Consider the following 13,382-nt stretch of genomic DNA (forward strand, 5'->3'; position numbering starts at 1 on the left):
CACCTATGCTACTCCCGTTTCACTTTGAAGGTTGCTCCGACATGTCTCAACTCAAAGCGCAGCTGCGCCGCGATGGTTTTACTTTTAAGCAGTTCTTTGTTGCCCACGATCGCTGTGCAATGAAAGTCGGCACTGATGGCATTTTACTGGGGGCATGGGCACCGGTAGCAGGCGTTAAACGTATCCTCGACATTGGCAGCGGCAGCGGATTATTAGCCCTGATGCTGGCGCAGCGTACCGAACACGCTGTCACGCTTGACGCGGTTGAACTGGATCCCCAGGCGGCTGAGCAGGCAGCGGAAAACGTAGCGGAATCCCCCTGGGCTTCGCGCGTATCTCTTCATTGTGCGGATGTTCTTGCCTGGGCGCCAGAACAAACGGGCCGCTATGACCTGATTGTCAGCAATCCTCCCTATTTTGAACCGGGCGTAGCCTGTGCTACACCCCAGCGAGAGCAGGCCCGGTATACCGACACGCTCGATCATGGCGCGCTGTTAGCCTGCGCTGCCGGGTTGATCTCCGAAGAGGGATTTTTCTGCGTGGTATTACCGGAGAGCGCAGGCAGTGCATTTATTGCCAGCGCGCTGGAGATGGGCTGGTTTTTACGCCTGCGCACCGATATTGCGGAAACCGACGGCAGGCTGCCGCACCGGGTGCTGCTGGCGCTGTCGCCGAAAGAGGGAGAGTGCTTCAGCGACAGGCTGGTGATACGTGGGCCAGATCAGCGTTATTCCGATGACTACACGGCGCTGACCCACCCCTTCTATTTATTTATGTGAGCCAGCGGTGAGAGCACCGACGGGCCGGAATGCTCAAGCTGCTCCGGGTAGTCGAGCGTGTAGTGCAAACCGCGGCTCTCTTTGCGCATCATTGCGCAGCGCACAATCAGCTCCGCCACCTGAACCAGATTACGCAGTTCCAGCAAATTATTGGATACGCGGAAATGGGCGTAATACTCATCAATTTCCTGCTGCAGCATGGTAATACGGCGCAGGGCGCGCTCCAGACGTTTGGTGGTGCGCACAATGCCGACGTAATCCCACATAAAGAGGCGCAGCTCGTGCCAGTTATGCTGGATCACGACCAGTTCATCCGGGTTCTCCACGCGGCTTTCGTCCCAGTCCGGCAGGTTTTCCACCTGGCGGGCGTAAGGCATGCGCTTCGTGATATCTTCCGCCGCTGACCAGCCATACACAAGGCACTCCAGAAGCGAGTTTGATGCCATTCGGTTCGCGCCATGCAGGCCGGTGTAGCTCACCTCGCCGATGGCGTACAGGCCGTCAACGTCGGTCCGGCCATGATCGTCGACCATCACGCCGCCGCAGGTATAGTGCGCCGCGGGCACCACCGGCATCGGCTCTTTGGTGATATCGATGCCGAGCCCCAACAGTTTTTCATAGATGGTCGGGAAGTGCTGGCGAATAAAGGCTTCGGGTTTGTGGCTGATATCCAGATACATGCAGTCCACGCCCAGGCGTTTCATCTCATGATCGATAGCGCGGGCCACGACATCACGCGGCGCCAGCTCGCCCCGCTCGTCGAAATCCTGCATAAAGCGCGTGCCATCCGGGCGTTTTAAATGCGCGCCTTCACCGCGTAGCGCTTCGGTCAGCAGGAAGTTGCGTGCCTGCGGGTGGAATAGCGCAGTGGGATGGAACTGGTTAAATTCCAGATTGGCCACGCGACAGCCTGCTCGCCAGGCCATGGCAATACCGTCCCCTGAGGAAATATCCGGGTTGGTGGTGTACTGATACACCTTAGAGGCACCGCCGGTTGCCAGTACAACCGATTTTGCCCGACAGGTTTCCACCTTCTCTCTATTACGGTTCCAGACCCAGGCTCCCACAACGCGCCGCGTGCCCGGCAGACCAATCTTATCGGAGATGATCAAATCCACCGCGTTGCTGCGTTCCAGCACCCGGATGTTGGGATGGCTTAACGCCTGGCTGACCAGCGTCGTTTCGACTGCTTTACCAGTGGCATCTGCGGCATGCAGGATCCGGCGATGGCTGTGTCCGCCCTCACGCGTCAGGTGGTAACTCTCTTCTCCATTGGCCTGCACGTGGGTATCAAACAGCACGCCCTGATCGATCAGCCATTGCACGCAGTGGCGGGCATTACTGGCGACAAATTCAGCCGCGTGTCGGTCCACGATACCGCCACCTGCAATCAGGGTATCTTCGACATGGGAGTCGATACTGTCAGTTTCATCAAACACCGCAGCAATTCCGCCCTGGGCATAGAAGGTAGAACCTTCGCTAACAGGACCTTTGCTGAGGACAATCACTTTCTGGTGTGGGGCGAGTCGCAGCGCCAGTGAAAGGCCGGCGGCACCGCTGCCGATAATCAGTACGTCACAGGTGAGTTCGGAAATTGCGTTCATGATGTGTGTTTAATTTACTAAACAGTGTTTGGCCAGCATAGCACCTGAATGCGATGAATCGCACGTTTTTTTTAAGAGTTGTTGCAATGACTAAACAAAGGCTGGACAGCGATAAGGGACTAAAAGGGCGAAAATATTTTGCGTAGCAGATCGTTAGCTTCAGATTTTGTGGTGAAATAAAGCCCGTCTTGCGTTACCCTGCAAGCGGTAAAAGACCATTTCTTAGCAGAAACTGGGTACGTATCGGTATCAGACTTATAATGATAGAAAATGAACGGTCTGCGACGTGATTAACAAAAACAAAGGCGTGACGGAACTAATTGAAATAAAGACCCTCAAAGCAACTGCTTGCTCACAGTGCAGTGTTTGGAGTGGCGTTTCGATAACGCGTGGAATTTAGGTTTGGGGAGACTTTACCTCGGATGAGCGAGCAGTTAACGGACCAGATTCTGGTTGAACGGGTCCAGAAGGGAGATCAGAAAGCCTTTAACCTACTGGTGGTGCGCTACCAGCATAAGGTGGCGAGTCTGGTGTCCCGCTATGTACCGTCAGGGGATGTTCCTGATGTGGTACAAGAGTCTTTCATTAAGGCCTATCGTGCGCTGGAATCTTTCCGGGGAGATAGTGCTTTTTATACCTGGCTGTACCGTATTGCCGTCAATACGGCTAAGAACTACCTCGTCGCTCAGGGCCGACGTCCGCCTTCAAGCGATGTCGATGCTATCGACGCTGAAAATTTTGAAAGCGGCGGTGCGTTGAAAGAAATTTCGAACCCTGAGAACTTAATGTTGTCAGAAGAACTGAGACAAATAGTTTTTCGCACCATCGAGTCGCTCCCGGAAGATTTACGCATGGCAATTACGTTGCGGGAGTTAGATGGCCTGAGCTATGAAGAGATAGCCGCTATCATGGATTGCCCGGTCGGTACGGTTCGCTCACGGATCTTTCGTGCGCGAGAAGCTATTGATAATAAAGTTCAACCGCTAATCAGGCGTTGACGATAGCGGGATACTGGAAAAGGTATTAGGCATGCAGAAAGAACAACTTTCCGCTTTGATGGATGGTGAAACGCTGGACAGTGAGATGCTCAACGAGCTCTCTCGCTCTCCTGAGATGCAAAAAACCTGGGAGAGTTATCATCTCATTCGCGATACTCTGCGCGGCGATACCAGCGATCTCCTCCATTTTGATATCTCAGCTCGCGTAATGGCGGCCATAGAGAACGAAGCTGTTTCTCAGGCCACCCCGCTAATCCCCGAAGCCCAACCTGCACCGCACCTGTGGCAGAAGATGCCTTTCTGGAACAAAGTGCGCCCCTGGGCGAGTCAACTGACTCAAATGGGTGTGGCTGCTTGCGTATCGCTTGCAGTTATTGTGGGCGTCCAGCACTATAACACTCAATCTGAAGTGAGCCAGCAACCAGAAGCGCCAGTGTTTAATACACTTCCGATGATGGGCAAAGCCAGCCCGGTAAGTCTGGGTATTCCTTCTGATGCCTCGGCCGGTGCCGGTCAGCAGCAGCAGGTCCAGGAGCAGCGCCGTCGTATTAACGCGATGTTGCAGGATTATGAATTGCAGCGTCGTCTGCATTCTGAACAGCTTCAGTTTGAACAGGCGCAAACGCAGCAGGCTGCTGTGCAAGTGCCAGGAAACCAAACTTTAGGAACGCAATCGCAGTAATGAAGCAACTTTGGTGCGCCATGTCTCTGATGGCGGGTAGCCTGTTGTTCACTGTCAACGCCTCGGCTGATGTATCGTCCGGGGCGTTGTTGCAGCAAATGAACCAGGCCAGCCAGTCACTCAACTACGAGCTGTCTTTTATCAGTATCAATAAGCAAGGTGTAGAGTCGTTACGCTATCGCCATGCCCGTCTTGATAAACAGCCGCTTGCCCAGCTTTTGCAGATGGATGGTCCGCGCCGCGAAGTCGTGCAGCGTGGCAATGAAATCAGCTATTTCGAGCCGGGTCTCGAACCCTTTACGCTGAATGGCGACTACATTGTTGATTCGCTGCCTTCGCTCATTTATACCGATTTTAAACGGCTCTCCCCTTACTACGACTTTATCTCCGTAGGACGTACCCGTATCGCCGATCGGCTCTGCGAGGTGCTGCGGGTGGTCGCCAGAGACGGAACACGTTACAGCTATATCGTCTGGATGGATGCAGAGACCAAGCTGCCAATGCGGGTCGATCTGCTGGATCGGGATGGTGAGACGCTGGAGCAGTTCCGGGTGATCTCTTTCACCATCGACGATCAGGTCGGTAACAGCATGCAGAATCTGGCAAAAGCGAACCTGCCGCCGCTGCTCTCCGTCCCGGCGGGGGATAACGTCAACTTTAACTGGGCGCCCAACTGGATCCCGCAGGGCTTCAGTGAAGTCTCCAGCAGTCGACGCCAGCTGCCCACCATCGATACCCCGGTTGAATCCCGTCTTTACTCCGACGGCTTGTTCAGCTTCTCGGTTAATATCAACCGGGCAACACCGGTCAGTGCCGATCAGATGTTGCGTACCGGGCGTCGCACCGTCAGCACCACAATACGGGATAACGCAGAGATCACCGTTGTCGGTGAACTGCCGCCGCAAACGGCTAAACGTATCGCCGACAGCATTAAATTCAGGGCTGCACAATGATCAAAGAGTGGGCAACGGTCGTTTCATGGCATAAGGGCGTCGCGCTGGTCAGCTGCGACGTCAAAGCATCCTGCAACAGCTGCGCCTCCCGCGCCGGTTGCGGCAGCCGGGTGCTGAACAAACTTGGACCACAGACCTCACACACGATCAGCGTGCCCAGCGCAGAGCCGCTGGTGGAGGGGCAAAAAGTCGAGTTAGGAATCGCTGAAGGTAGCCTGCTTGGCTCGGCGATGCTGGTCTATCTCTCCCCGCTGGTGGGGTTGTTTGCCCTTGGCGGTCTGTTCCAGGTACTGTTTGGGACCGATCTCGCCGCCATGTGCGGCGCAGCGCTGGGCGGCGTAGGCGGTTTTTTACTGGCTCGCGGCTTTTCCTCCCGTCTTGCGGAGCGTGAAGCGTGGCAGCCCGTTATTCTCAGCGTCGGATTGCCACCCGATCAGCTGCGTGTCGACACGCTCTCTTCAGAAGCCCGGTGATGTTACCGGGCTTTGTTTTATTTACATCTCATAAAAGAAAACGCCAGATCTTCGCGCTAAGCTTGCTGGAAGAGCATTTCCTGGTGACGGAGATGTAGTGTAGAATGCTGCGTTTTCGCACTGAAAAACGTCAGGCTAAGAACAGCGGCCTCCAGGAATTCGTAAGGCATAATTATTTAACTATATGAAGAACATACGTAACTTTTCGATCATTGCTCACATTGACCACGGTAAGTCGACGCTGTCTGACCGTATTATCCAGATTTGCGGTGGCCTGTCTGATCGTGAAATGGCAGCCCAGGTACTGGACTCCATGGACCTGGAACGCGAACGCGGTATTACCATTAAAGCGCAGAGCGTTACGCTCGACTATAAAGCGTCTGACGGTGAAACCTACCAACTTAACTTTATCGACACCCCAGGCCACGTTGACTTCTCTTATGAAGTTTCCCGTTCGCTGGCGGCCTGTGAGGGCGCGCTGCTGGTAGTGGATGCGGGGCAGGGCGTAGAAGCCCAGACCCTGGCGAACTGCTATACCGCGATGGAAATGGATCTCGAGGTGGTGCCGGTTCTGAACAAGATCGACCTGCCAGCCGCCGATCCTGAGCGTGTGGCGGAAGAGATCGAAGATATCGTCGGCATCGACGCGACCGACGCCGTGCGCTGCTCGGCAAAAACCGGCGTGGGTGTAACCGACGTGCTGGAACGTCTGGTGCGTGACATCCCGGCGCCGGAAGGCGATCCGGAGGGGCCACTGCAGGCGCTGATCATCGACTCCTGGTTCGATAACTATCTCGGCGTTGTCTCGCTGGTGCGTATTAAAAACGGCACCATGCGTAAAGGCGACAAGATCAAAGTGATGAGCACCGGACAGGTTTACAACGCTGATCGTCTGGGTATCTTCACGCCAAAACAGGTCGACCGTACCGAGCTGAAGTGCGGCGAAGTAGGCTGGCTGGTTTGTGCGATCAAAGACATCCTCGGCGCGCCAGTGGGCGATACCCTGACGGGCGCCCGCAACCCGGCAGAAAAAGCGCTGCCAGGCTTTAAAAAGGTGAAACCGCAGGTTTACGCCGGTCTGTTCCCGGTCAGCTCTGACGATTATGAGAACTTCCGTGACGCGCTCGGCAAGCTGAGCCTGAACGATGCTTCCCTGTTCTATGAGCCAGAAAGCTCGACGGCGCTGGGCTTCGGCTTCCGCTGCGGCTTCCTCGGCCTGCTGCACATGGAGATCATTCAGGAGCGTCTGGAGCGTGAATATGACCTGGATCTGATCACCACCGCACCAACGGTCGTGTACGAAGTCGAGACCACCTCCAAAGAGGTTATCTACGTCGACAGTCCATCCAAGCTGCCGCCGCTGAATAATATTCATGAGCTGCGCGAGCCGATCGCCGAATGTCACATGCTGCTGCCGCAGGAGTTCCTCGGTAACGTCATCACGCTGTGTATCGAAAAACGTGGTGTGCAGACCAACATGGTTTACCACGGTAACCAGGTGGCGCTGACCTATGAAATCCCGATGGCGGAAGTGGTGCTCGACTTCTTCGATCGTCTGAAGTCAACTTCACGCGGTTATGCGTCGCTGGATTACAACTTCAAACGCTTCCAGGCCTCCAACATGGTGCGTGTGGACGTGTTGATCAACGGCGAGCGCGTCGATGCGCTGGCGCTGATCACCCATAACGACAACGCCCCGTATCGCGGTCGCGAACTGGTCGAGAAGATGAAAGATCTCATCCCACGCCAGCAGTTCGACATTGCGATTCAGGCGGCGATTGGCAACCATATTATCGCCCGTTCTACGGTGAAACAGCTGCGTAAAAACGTTCTGGCAAAATGCTATGGCGGTGACGTCAGCCGTAAGAAGAAGCTGCTCCAGAAGCAGAAAGAAGGTAAGAAGCGTATGAAGCAGGTCGGTAACGTTGAGCTGCCGCAGGAAGCGTTCCTCGCCATTCTGCACGTTGGTAAAGACGGAAAATAACCCTTAAGGAGTTGGCATGGCGAACATGTTTGCCCTGATCCTGGTGATTGCCACACTGGTGACGGGGCTGTTGTGGTGTCTGGATAAGTTTATCTTTGCTCCGAAACGTCGCGAACGTCAGGCCGCCGCGCAGGCTGCCACGGGCGACCAGTTGGATCCGAATACCCTGAAGAAAGTCAGCCCTAAGCCGGGCTGGCTGGAAACGGGCGCTTCGGTCTTTCCGGTGCTGGCCATTGTGCTGGTGGTACGTTCGTTTATCTATGAACCTTTCCAGATCCCATCCGGTTCGATGATGCCAACGCTGCTGATCGGTGATTTTATTCTGGTCGAGAAGTTTGCTTATGGCATTAAAGATCCGATCTACCAGAAAACGCTGATCGAAACCGGCCATCCAAAACGCGGCGATATCGTGGTGTTCAAATATCCGGACGATCCGCGTCTGGATTACATCAAACGTACCGTTGGCGTACCGGGTGATAAGGTAACCTATAATCCGGTTTCTAAAGAGGTGACGGTTCAGCCTGGCTGCAGTTCCGGCACCGCTTGCGGTAGCGCATTACCGGTGACCTATTCCGGCGTTGAGCCAAGCGACTTTGTGCAGACCTTTGCCCGTCGCAACGGCGGCGAAGCGACCAGCGGTTTCTTCCAGCTGCCGAAAGGCGAGACCAAAGAGAACGGTATTCGTCTGAACGAGCGTAAAGAGACCCTGGGCGATGTGACGCACCGTATCCTGACCGTCTCCATCGCGCAGGATCAGCTGGGTATGTACTATCAGCAAAAGGGGCAGCAGCTGGCGACCTGGATCGTGCCACCGGGACACTACTTCATGATGGGTGATAACCGCGATAACAGCGCGGACAGCCGTTACTGGGGCTTTGTGCCGGAAGCGAACCTGGTGGGTAAAGCCACCACCATCTGGATGAGCTTCGAGAAACAGGAAGGCGAATGGCCAACCGGCGTACGGTTAAATCGTATTGGCGGCATCCATTAATTCCTGATAAATGAGCACGTAGCCTCTTTAACCAGAGGCTACGTGAATTATTTCACTGATAAATCTCTTCTGACTAACGACAACCCCTGTCGTTGCGTATAGAATATTCCCCCGAAGTTTAAGGTTGGCGCTGATTCAGTGCCACGGCACACGAAACCGCGTTGGCTTTCTCAGGACGGTTTCGTGTGCTGCATTTTTGACGCATTTATTCTATTGGTATCGCATGAACCCCATCGTAATTAATCGGCTTCAACGGAAGCTGGGCTACACTTTTCAGCATCAGGAGTTGTTGCAACAGGCATTAACCCATCGCAGTGCCAGCAGCAAACACAATGAGCGACTCGAATTTCTGGGCGACTCCATTTTAAGTTTTGTTATTGCGAATGCGCTTTATCACCGTTTCCCGCGTGTGGATGAAGGCGATATGAGCCGCATGCGCGCAACGCTGGTACGTGGCAATACGCTTGCCGAAATTGCCCGTGAATTCGAACTGGGTGAATGCCTGCGACTCGGGCCTGGCGAACTGAAAAGCGGCGGCTTCCGTCGTGAATCTATTCTCGCGGATACGGTCGAAGCGTTAATCGGTGGTGTTTTCCTCGACAGCGATATCCAGACGGTGGAGCAGCTGATCCTGAACTGGTATCAGACGCGTCTGGATGAGATCAGCCCGGGTGATAAACAGAAAGATCCAAAAACCCGTTTGCAGGAGTATTTGCAGGGTCGCCATCTGCCGCTGCCATCTTATCTGGTGGTGCAGGTTCGTGGCGAAGCACACGATCAGGAGTTTACCATCCATTGCCAGGTCAGTGGCCTGAGTGAACCGGTGGTTGGCACAGGTTCAAGCCGTCGTAAGGCGGAACAGGCTGCCGCCGAACAGGCGCTGAAAATGCTGGAGCTGGAATGAGCGAAGAAAAAAGTTATTGTGGATTTATTGCCATCGTCGGACGTCCGAACGTAGGCAAATCAACCCTGCTGAATAATCTGCTGGGGCAAAAGATCTCTATTACCTCCCGCAAGGCGCAGACCACGCGTCACCGCATTGTCGGTATCCATACCGAAGGGGCATATCAGGCGATTTATGTCGATACCCCGGGTCTGCATATGGAAGAGAAGCGCGCCATTAACCGTCTGATGAACAAGGCGGCGAGCAGCTCTATCGGCGACGTTGAGCTGGTGATTTTTGTTGTCGAAGGTACCCGCTGGACCCCGGACGACGAGATGGTGCTGAACAAACTGCGTGACGGTAAAACGCCGGTGATCCTCGCGGTCAACAAAGTGGACAACGTGCAGGAAAAAGCCGATCTGCTGCCGCATCTGCAGTGGTTGGGTAGCCAGATGAACTTCCTCGATATCGTCCCGCTCTCTGCCGAGACCGGTCTGAACGTCGACACCATCGCGGGCATCGTGCGCAAGCATCTGCCGGAAGCGATTCATCACTTCCCTGAAGAGTACATCACTGACCGTTCTCAGCGCTTTATGGCGTCTGAAATCATTCGCGAAAAGCTGATGCGTTTCCTTGGCGCGGAGCTGCCGTACTCTGTCACCGTTGAAATCGAACGTTTCCAGACTAACGAGCGCGGCGGATATGACATCAACGGGCTGATCCTCGTTGAGCGCGAAGGGCAGAAGAAGATGGTGATTGGCAATAAAGGTGCCAAAATCAAAACCATCGGTATTGAAGCCCGTAAGGATATGCAGGAGATGTTCGAAGCGCCGGTTCACCTGGAACTGTGGGTGAAAGTGAAATCTGGCTGGGCCGATGACGAGCGCGCACTGCGCAGTCTTGGTTACGGCGACGACGTATAAGCCACTAAAACGTGGATGGATGGCAAAGAGCCTTTGTCCTTCACAGTCGTCCCTGGAGCGAAACCAGCCTGATGCTGGACGTCTTCACGGAAGAGTCAGGCCGCGTGCGCCTTGTTGCCAAAGGCGCACGTTCTAAACGTTCTAATCTGAAAGGTGCTTTGCAGCCCTTCACACCGCTGCTGGTGCGCTTTGGCGGACGTGGTGAAGTGAAAACCCTGCGCAGTGCTGAAGCCGTCTCTCTGGCGCTCCCTCTCTCTGGTATTACGCTCTACAGCGGTCTGTATGTTAACGAGCTTATTACGCGCGTGCTTGAACATGAGACCCGCTTCTCTGAACTCTTTTTCGATTATCTGCACTGTCTTCAGGCGCTGGCAGGCGTGAGCGGCTCGCCCGAGCCTGTGCTGCGCCGCTTTGAGCTGGCGTTGCTCGGGCATCTGGGATACGGCGTCGATTTTCTGCACTGCGCGGGCAGCGGCGAGCCAGTCGAAGACACCATGACCTACCGCTATCGCGAAGAGAAGGGCTTTATCGCCAGCGTGGTTATCGACAACAGCACCTTCACCGGGCGGGATCTGCGGGCGCTGGCGGAACGCGAATTTCCGGACGCCAGCACTCTGCGGGCGGCAAAACGCTTTACCCGTATTGCGCTCAAGCCGTATCTTGGTGGCAAGCCCTTAAAGAGCCGCGAATTATTCAGGCAGTTTATGCCAAAGCGTAAATGAACAACGAGAAACCGAGGATTGTCATGGCTGAATTACTGTTAGGCGTCAACATTGACCATATTGCCACGCTGCGCAATGCGCGCGGAACCGCCTATCCTGACCCGGTCCAGGCGGCCTTTATCGCCGAGCAGGCGGGTGCCGACGGCATTACCGTGCATCTGCGCGAGGACCGTCGCCATATTACCGACCGCGATGTGCGTATCCTGCGCCAGACCCTGGACACCCGCATGAATCTGGAGATGGCCGTCACCGAAGAGATGCTGGCGATCGCTGTAGAAACGAAACCGCATTTCTGCTGCCTGGTGCCGGAAAAGCGCCAGGAAGTGACCACCGAAGGCGGGCTGGATGTGGCCGGTCAGCTGGATAAGATGCGTGACGCCTGCAAACGTCTGGCCGATGCCGGGATTTTAGTATCCCTGTTTATCGATGCCGATGAAGCGCAGATCAAAGCCGCCGCCGACGTTGGCGCGCCGTTTATTGAGATCCACACCGGCTGCTACGCCGATGCCGAAGACGAAGCGACCCAGGCGAAAGAGCTCGATCGCATCGCCAAAGCGGCAACCTACGCGGCGGGTCTGGGTCTGAAGGTGAATGCTGGTCACGGTCTGACCTATCATAACGTTAAGGCCATTGCGGCGATCCCGGAGATGCATGAGCTGAACATCGGCCATGCGATTATCGGGCGCGCGGTGATGAGCGGTCTGAAAGAGGCGGTGTCAGAGATGAAGCGTCTGATGCTGGAAGCCCGCAAGTAATGGCTATCCTCGGCTTAGGCACGGATATTGTTGAGATCGCCCGCATCGAAGCGGTGATTGCCCGCAGCGGCGATCGCCTTGCCCGTCGGGTGCTCAGCGATAACGAGTGGGCCATCTGGGAAGCGCACCAGCAACCGGTGCGTTTTCTTGCCAAACGTTTTGCGGTGAAGGAGGCGGCGGCAAAAGCCTTCGGTACCGGCATCCGCAACGGTCTGGCGTTCAATCAGTTCGAAGTCTTTAACGATGAGCTGGGTAAACCGCGCCTCAGGCTGTGGGGCGAGGCGCTAAATCTGGCAGAAAAGCTGGGCGTGGCGAACATGCATGTGACGCTGGCGGATGAACGCCATTACGCCTGCGCCACGGTGATTATCGAAAGTTAAATTTTATCGGCGTGGTGCATCAGAACGAACTTGTCCCACAGCTGCTCTTCCGATTCAGGATGTGCCGGATCTTTCAGGATAGTATTGGGGATCGGGCACACCTTCTGGCAGGTTGGCGTCTCATAATGGCCCACGCACTCGGTGCAGCGGTCGCTGTTAATCTCGTAAATGCTCGCTCCCATTGAAATTGCCTGGTTAGGGCATTCGGGTTCGCACATATCGCAATTGATGCATTTTTTGGTGATTAACAGCGCCATCAGGAAATTCTCAGAAACAACACAAACAGGGCGGGCATTATACGCTCATTGTCTGTTCAAACCAGTTTTTTTACCAATGCCTCGCTGTGGCGAATACGTTCCGGGGCATGCTCCAGATCCTGCTGAACCAGCGCCATAAACAGCAGATCGGTCAGCATCATCTGCGCGCTGGTGGACGAGATCGCCGCGCTGCGGGTGGCCTGCTCTTCGGCAATGGTATACAGACAGCGTGTGGCCCGCTGCTGCAGGGCATTGGGGGTAAAGCCGGTGATCGCCAGAATTTTGCCCCCCACGCGCAGCGCTTCATCAGCGGCCAGATTAATCTCGCGGCGTTCGCCAGAATAGGAGAGGGCCAACAGCAGATCGTCAGGCTCCATCGCCTGTACGGTAGCCAGCAGGGCATGCATGTCCTGTTCGACAATGGCAATCACACCGATTTTATTGAGCTTCCAGCCGAAGTTACGCGCCACCAGCCCCGAGGCGCCGATGCCGGTTAGGATCACCCGTCTTGCCGCCCGCAGCATGGCCACGCTCTCCAGCAGCTTCTCTTCGCTGTTGACGTCGAGGGTGGCATGCATCGCCGCCACGTTCTCTTTGATGAGCTTTTCCCCGACCAGGCGCATCGGATCGTCGCCGCGGATCTGGTTATGAACCGGCATGGATTGCGGATTCGGGTTGCTGGCCAGCGCCTCGCTGAGTGCCAGTTTCAGGGCGGGGAAACCTTTGAAACCAATCTTTTGCGCGAATTTCACCACGCTTGACTGGCTCACGCCCGCCTCGCTGGCAAGCTGCTGAGAGCTTAAATGGCGGGCACGATCGGGCTGCGAGAGTAAAAAATCCGCCAGCTTTTTATCGCTCTGGGCAAAACCCGCGTATCGCTGGCGGATGCGAATTAGACAGTTCATAGGGACTCCTGGCGAAATGTGATGACTGCAGCAAATGCGAATTCTGCTCGCCTGAATGAATTTTATATTCCATGATAATGCGATTATTATGAA

At 55.2% G+C, this 13,382-nt stretch carries 16 protein-coding genes; 13 read left to right on the forward strand and 3 right to left on the reverse strand.

Features of this window, described 5'->3' with window-relative positions; all coding sequences use genetic code 11:
• Positions 1-41: 41 nt before the first annotated feature.
• Complete coding sequence (gene trmN, locus B3X29_RS09290; RefSeq protein WP_103180761.1) at positions 42-779, forward strand: tRNA(1)(Val) (adenine(37)-N(6))-methyltransferase TrmN; 738 nt, start codon at positions 42-44, stop codon at positions 777-779.
• Here trmN and nadB read toward each other — a convergent pair.
• Complete coding sequence (gene nadB / locus B3X29_RS09295) at positions 764-2,383, reverse strand: L-aspartate oxidase (protein ID WP_159340023.1); 1,620 nt, start codon at positions 2,381-2,383, stop codon at positions 764-766. The genes trmN and nadB overlap by 16 nt on opposite strands.
• Before the next feature lie 357 nt (positions 2,384-2,740).
• Between nadB and rseD the strand changes: the two genes are divergently transcribed.
• The 12 genes from rseD (at position 2,741) to acpS (ending at position 12,127) form a co-directional block, all read left to right on the forward strand.
• Positions 2,741-2,809 carry a rpoE leader peptide RseD gene (rseD, locus tag B3X29_RS09300; RefSeq protein WP_233212310.1) on the forward strand — a complete coding sequence of 23 codons (69 nt, stop codon included), beginning with the start codon at positions 2,741-2,743 and terminating at the stop codon, positions 2,807-2,809.
• Positions 2,806-3,381, forward strand: coding sequence for an RNA polymerase sigma factor RpoE (rpoE, locus tag B3X29_RS09305; protein ID WP_032613187.1), 576 nt, complete (start codon positions 2,806-2,808; stop codon positions 3,379-3,381). The genes rseD and rpoE overlap by 4 nt, the downstream gene beginning before the upstream one ends.
• Positions 3,382-3,412: 31 nt before the next feature.
• Positions 3,413-4,063 carry an anti-sigma-E factor RseA gene (gene rseA, locus B3X29_RS09310; protein WP_159340024.1) on the forward strand — a complete coding sequence of 217 codons (651 nt, stop codon included), beginning with the start codon at positions 3,413-3,415 and terminating at the stop codon, positions 4,061-4,063.
• On the forward strand, positions 4,063-5,016 hold the full coding sequence (gene rseB, locus B3X29_RS09315; protein WP_103180757.1) for a sigma-E factor regulatory protein RseB: 954 nt from the start codon (positions 4,063-4,065) through the stop codon (positions 5,014-5,016). The genes rseA and rseB overlap by 1 nt, the downstream gene beginning before the upstream one ends.
• Positions 5,013-5,489: a SoxR-reducing system protein RseC gene (gene rseC, locus B3X29_RS09320; RefSeq protein ID WP_114385946.1), complete on the forward strand. Its 477-nt coding sequence runs from the start codon at positions 5,013-5,015 to the stop codon at positions 5,487-5,489. The genes rseB and rseC overlap by 4 nt, the downstream gene beginning before the upstream one ends.
• Positions 5,490-5,673: 184 nt before the next feature.
• The gene (gene lepA, locus B3X29_RS09325) at positions 5,674-7,473 is read left to right on the forward strand and encodes a translation elongation factor 4 (RefSeq protein ID WP_103180755.1); all 1,800 of its coding nucleotides are present in this window, start codon (positions 5,674-5,676) and stop codon (positions 7,471-7,473) included.
• A gap of 16 nt (positions 7,474-7,489) precedes the next feature.
• Complete coding sequence (lepB, locus tag B3X29_RS09330) at positions 7,490-8,464, forward strand: signal peptidase I (protein ID WP_103824593.1); 975 nt, start codon at positions 7,490-7,492, stop codon at positions 8,462-8,464.
• A 223-nt stretch (positions 8,465-8,687) separates the two neighbouring features.
• Positions 8,688-9,368: a ribonuclease III gene (rnc, locus tag B3X29_RS09335; RefSeq protein ID WP_103180753.1), complete on the forward strand. Its 681-nt coding sequence runs from the start codon at positions 8,688-8,690 to the stop codon at positions 9,366-9,368.
• The gene (era, locus tag B3X29_RS09340) at positions 9,365-10,270 is read left to right on the forward strand and encodes a GTPase Era (RefSeq protein WP_103180752.1); all 906 of its coding nucleotides are present in this window, start codon (positions 9,365-9,367) and stop codon (positions 10,268-10,270) included. The genes rnc and era overlap by 4 nt, the downstream gene beginning before the upstream one ends.
• Positions 10,271-10,281: 11 nt before the next feature.
• Positions 10,282-10,992, forward strand: coding sequence for a DNA repair protein RecO (gene recO, locus B3X29_RS09345; protein WP_103180751.1), 711 nt, complete (start codon positions 10,282-10,284; stop codon positions 10,990-10,992).
• Positions 10,993-11,015: 23 nt separating this feature from the next.
• Entirely contained in the window at positions 11,016-11,747 is a 732-nt protein-coding gene (gene pdxJ / locus B3X29_RS09350; RefSeq protein ID WP_103181123.1) for a pyridoxine 5'-phosphate synthase, read from the forward strand.
• A complete protein-coding gene (gene acpS, locus B3X29_RS09355; RefSeq protein ID WP_103180750.1) occupies positions 11,747-12,127 on the forward strand; it encodes a holo-ACP synthase in 381 nt (126 codons plus the stop codon). The genes pdxJ and acpS overlap by 1 nt, the downstream gene beginning before the upstream one ends.
• Here the strand turns inward: acpS and B3X29_RS09360 are convergent.
• Complete coding sequence (locus tag B3X29_RS09360) at positions 12,124-12,384, reverse strand: YfhL family 4Fe-4S dicluster ferredoxin (protein WP_103180749.1); 261 nt, start codon at positions 12,382-12,384, stop codon at positions 12,124-12,126. The genes acpS and B3X29_RS09360 overlap by 4 nt on opposite strands.
• Before the next feature lie 56 nt (positions 12,385-12,440).
• On the reverse strand, positions 12,441-13,289 hold the full coding sequence (locus B3X29_RS09365) for a MurR/RpiR family transcriptional regulator (protein ID WP_039029756.1): 849 nt from the start codon (positions 13,287-13,289) through the stop codon (positions 12,441-12,443).
• Positions 13,290-13,382: the final 93 nt, after the last annotated feature.

Source organism: Leclercia sp. UBA5076 (genome assembly GCF_002416465.1).
Classification (GTDB): Bacteria; Pseudomonadota; Gammaproteobacteria; order Enterobacterales; family Enterobacteriaceae; genus Enterobacter.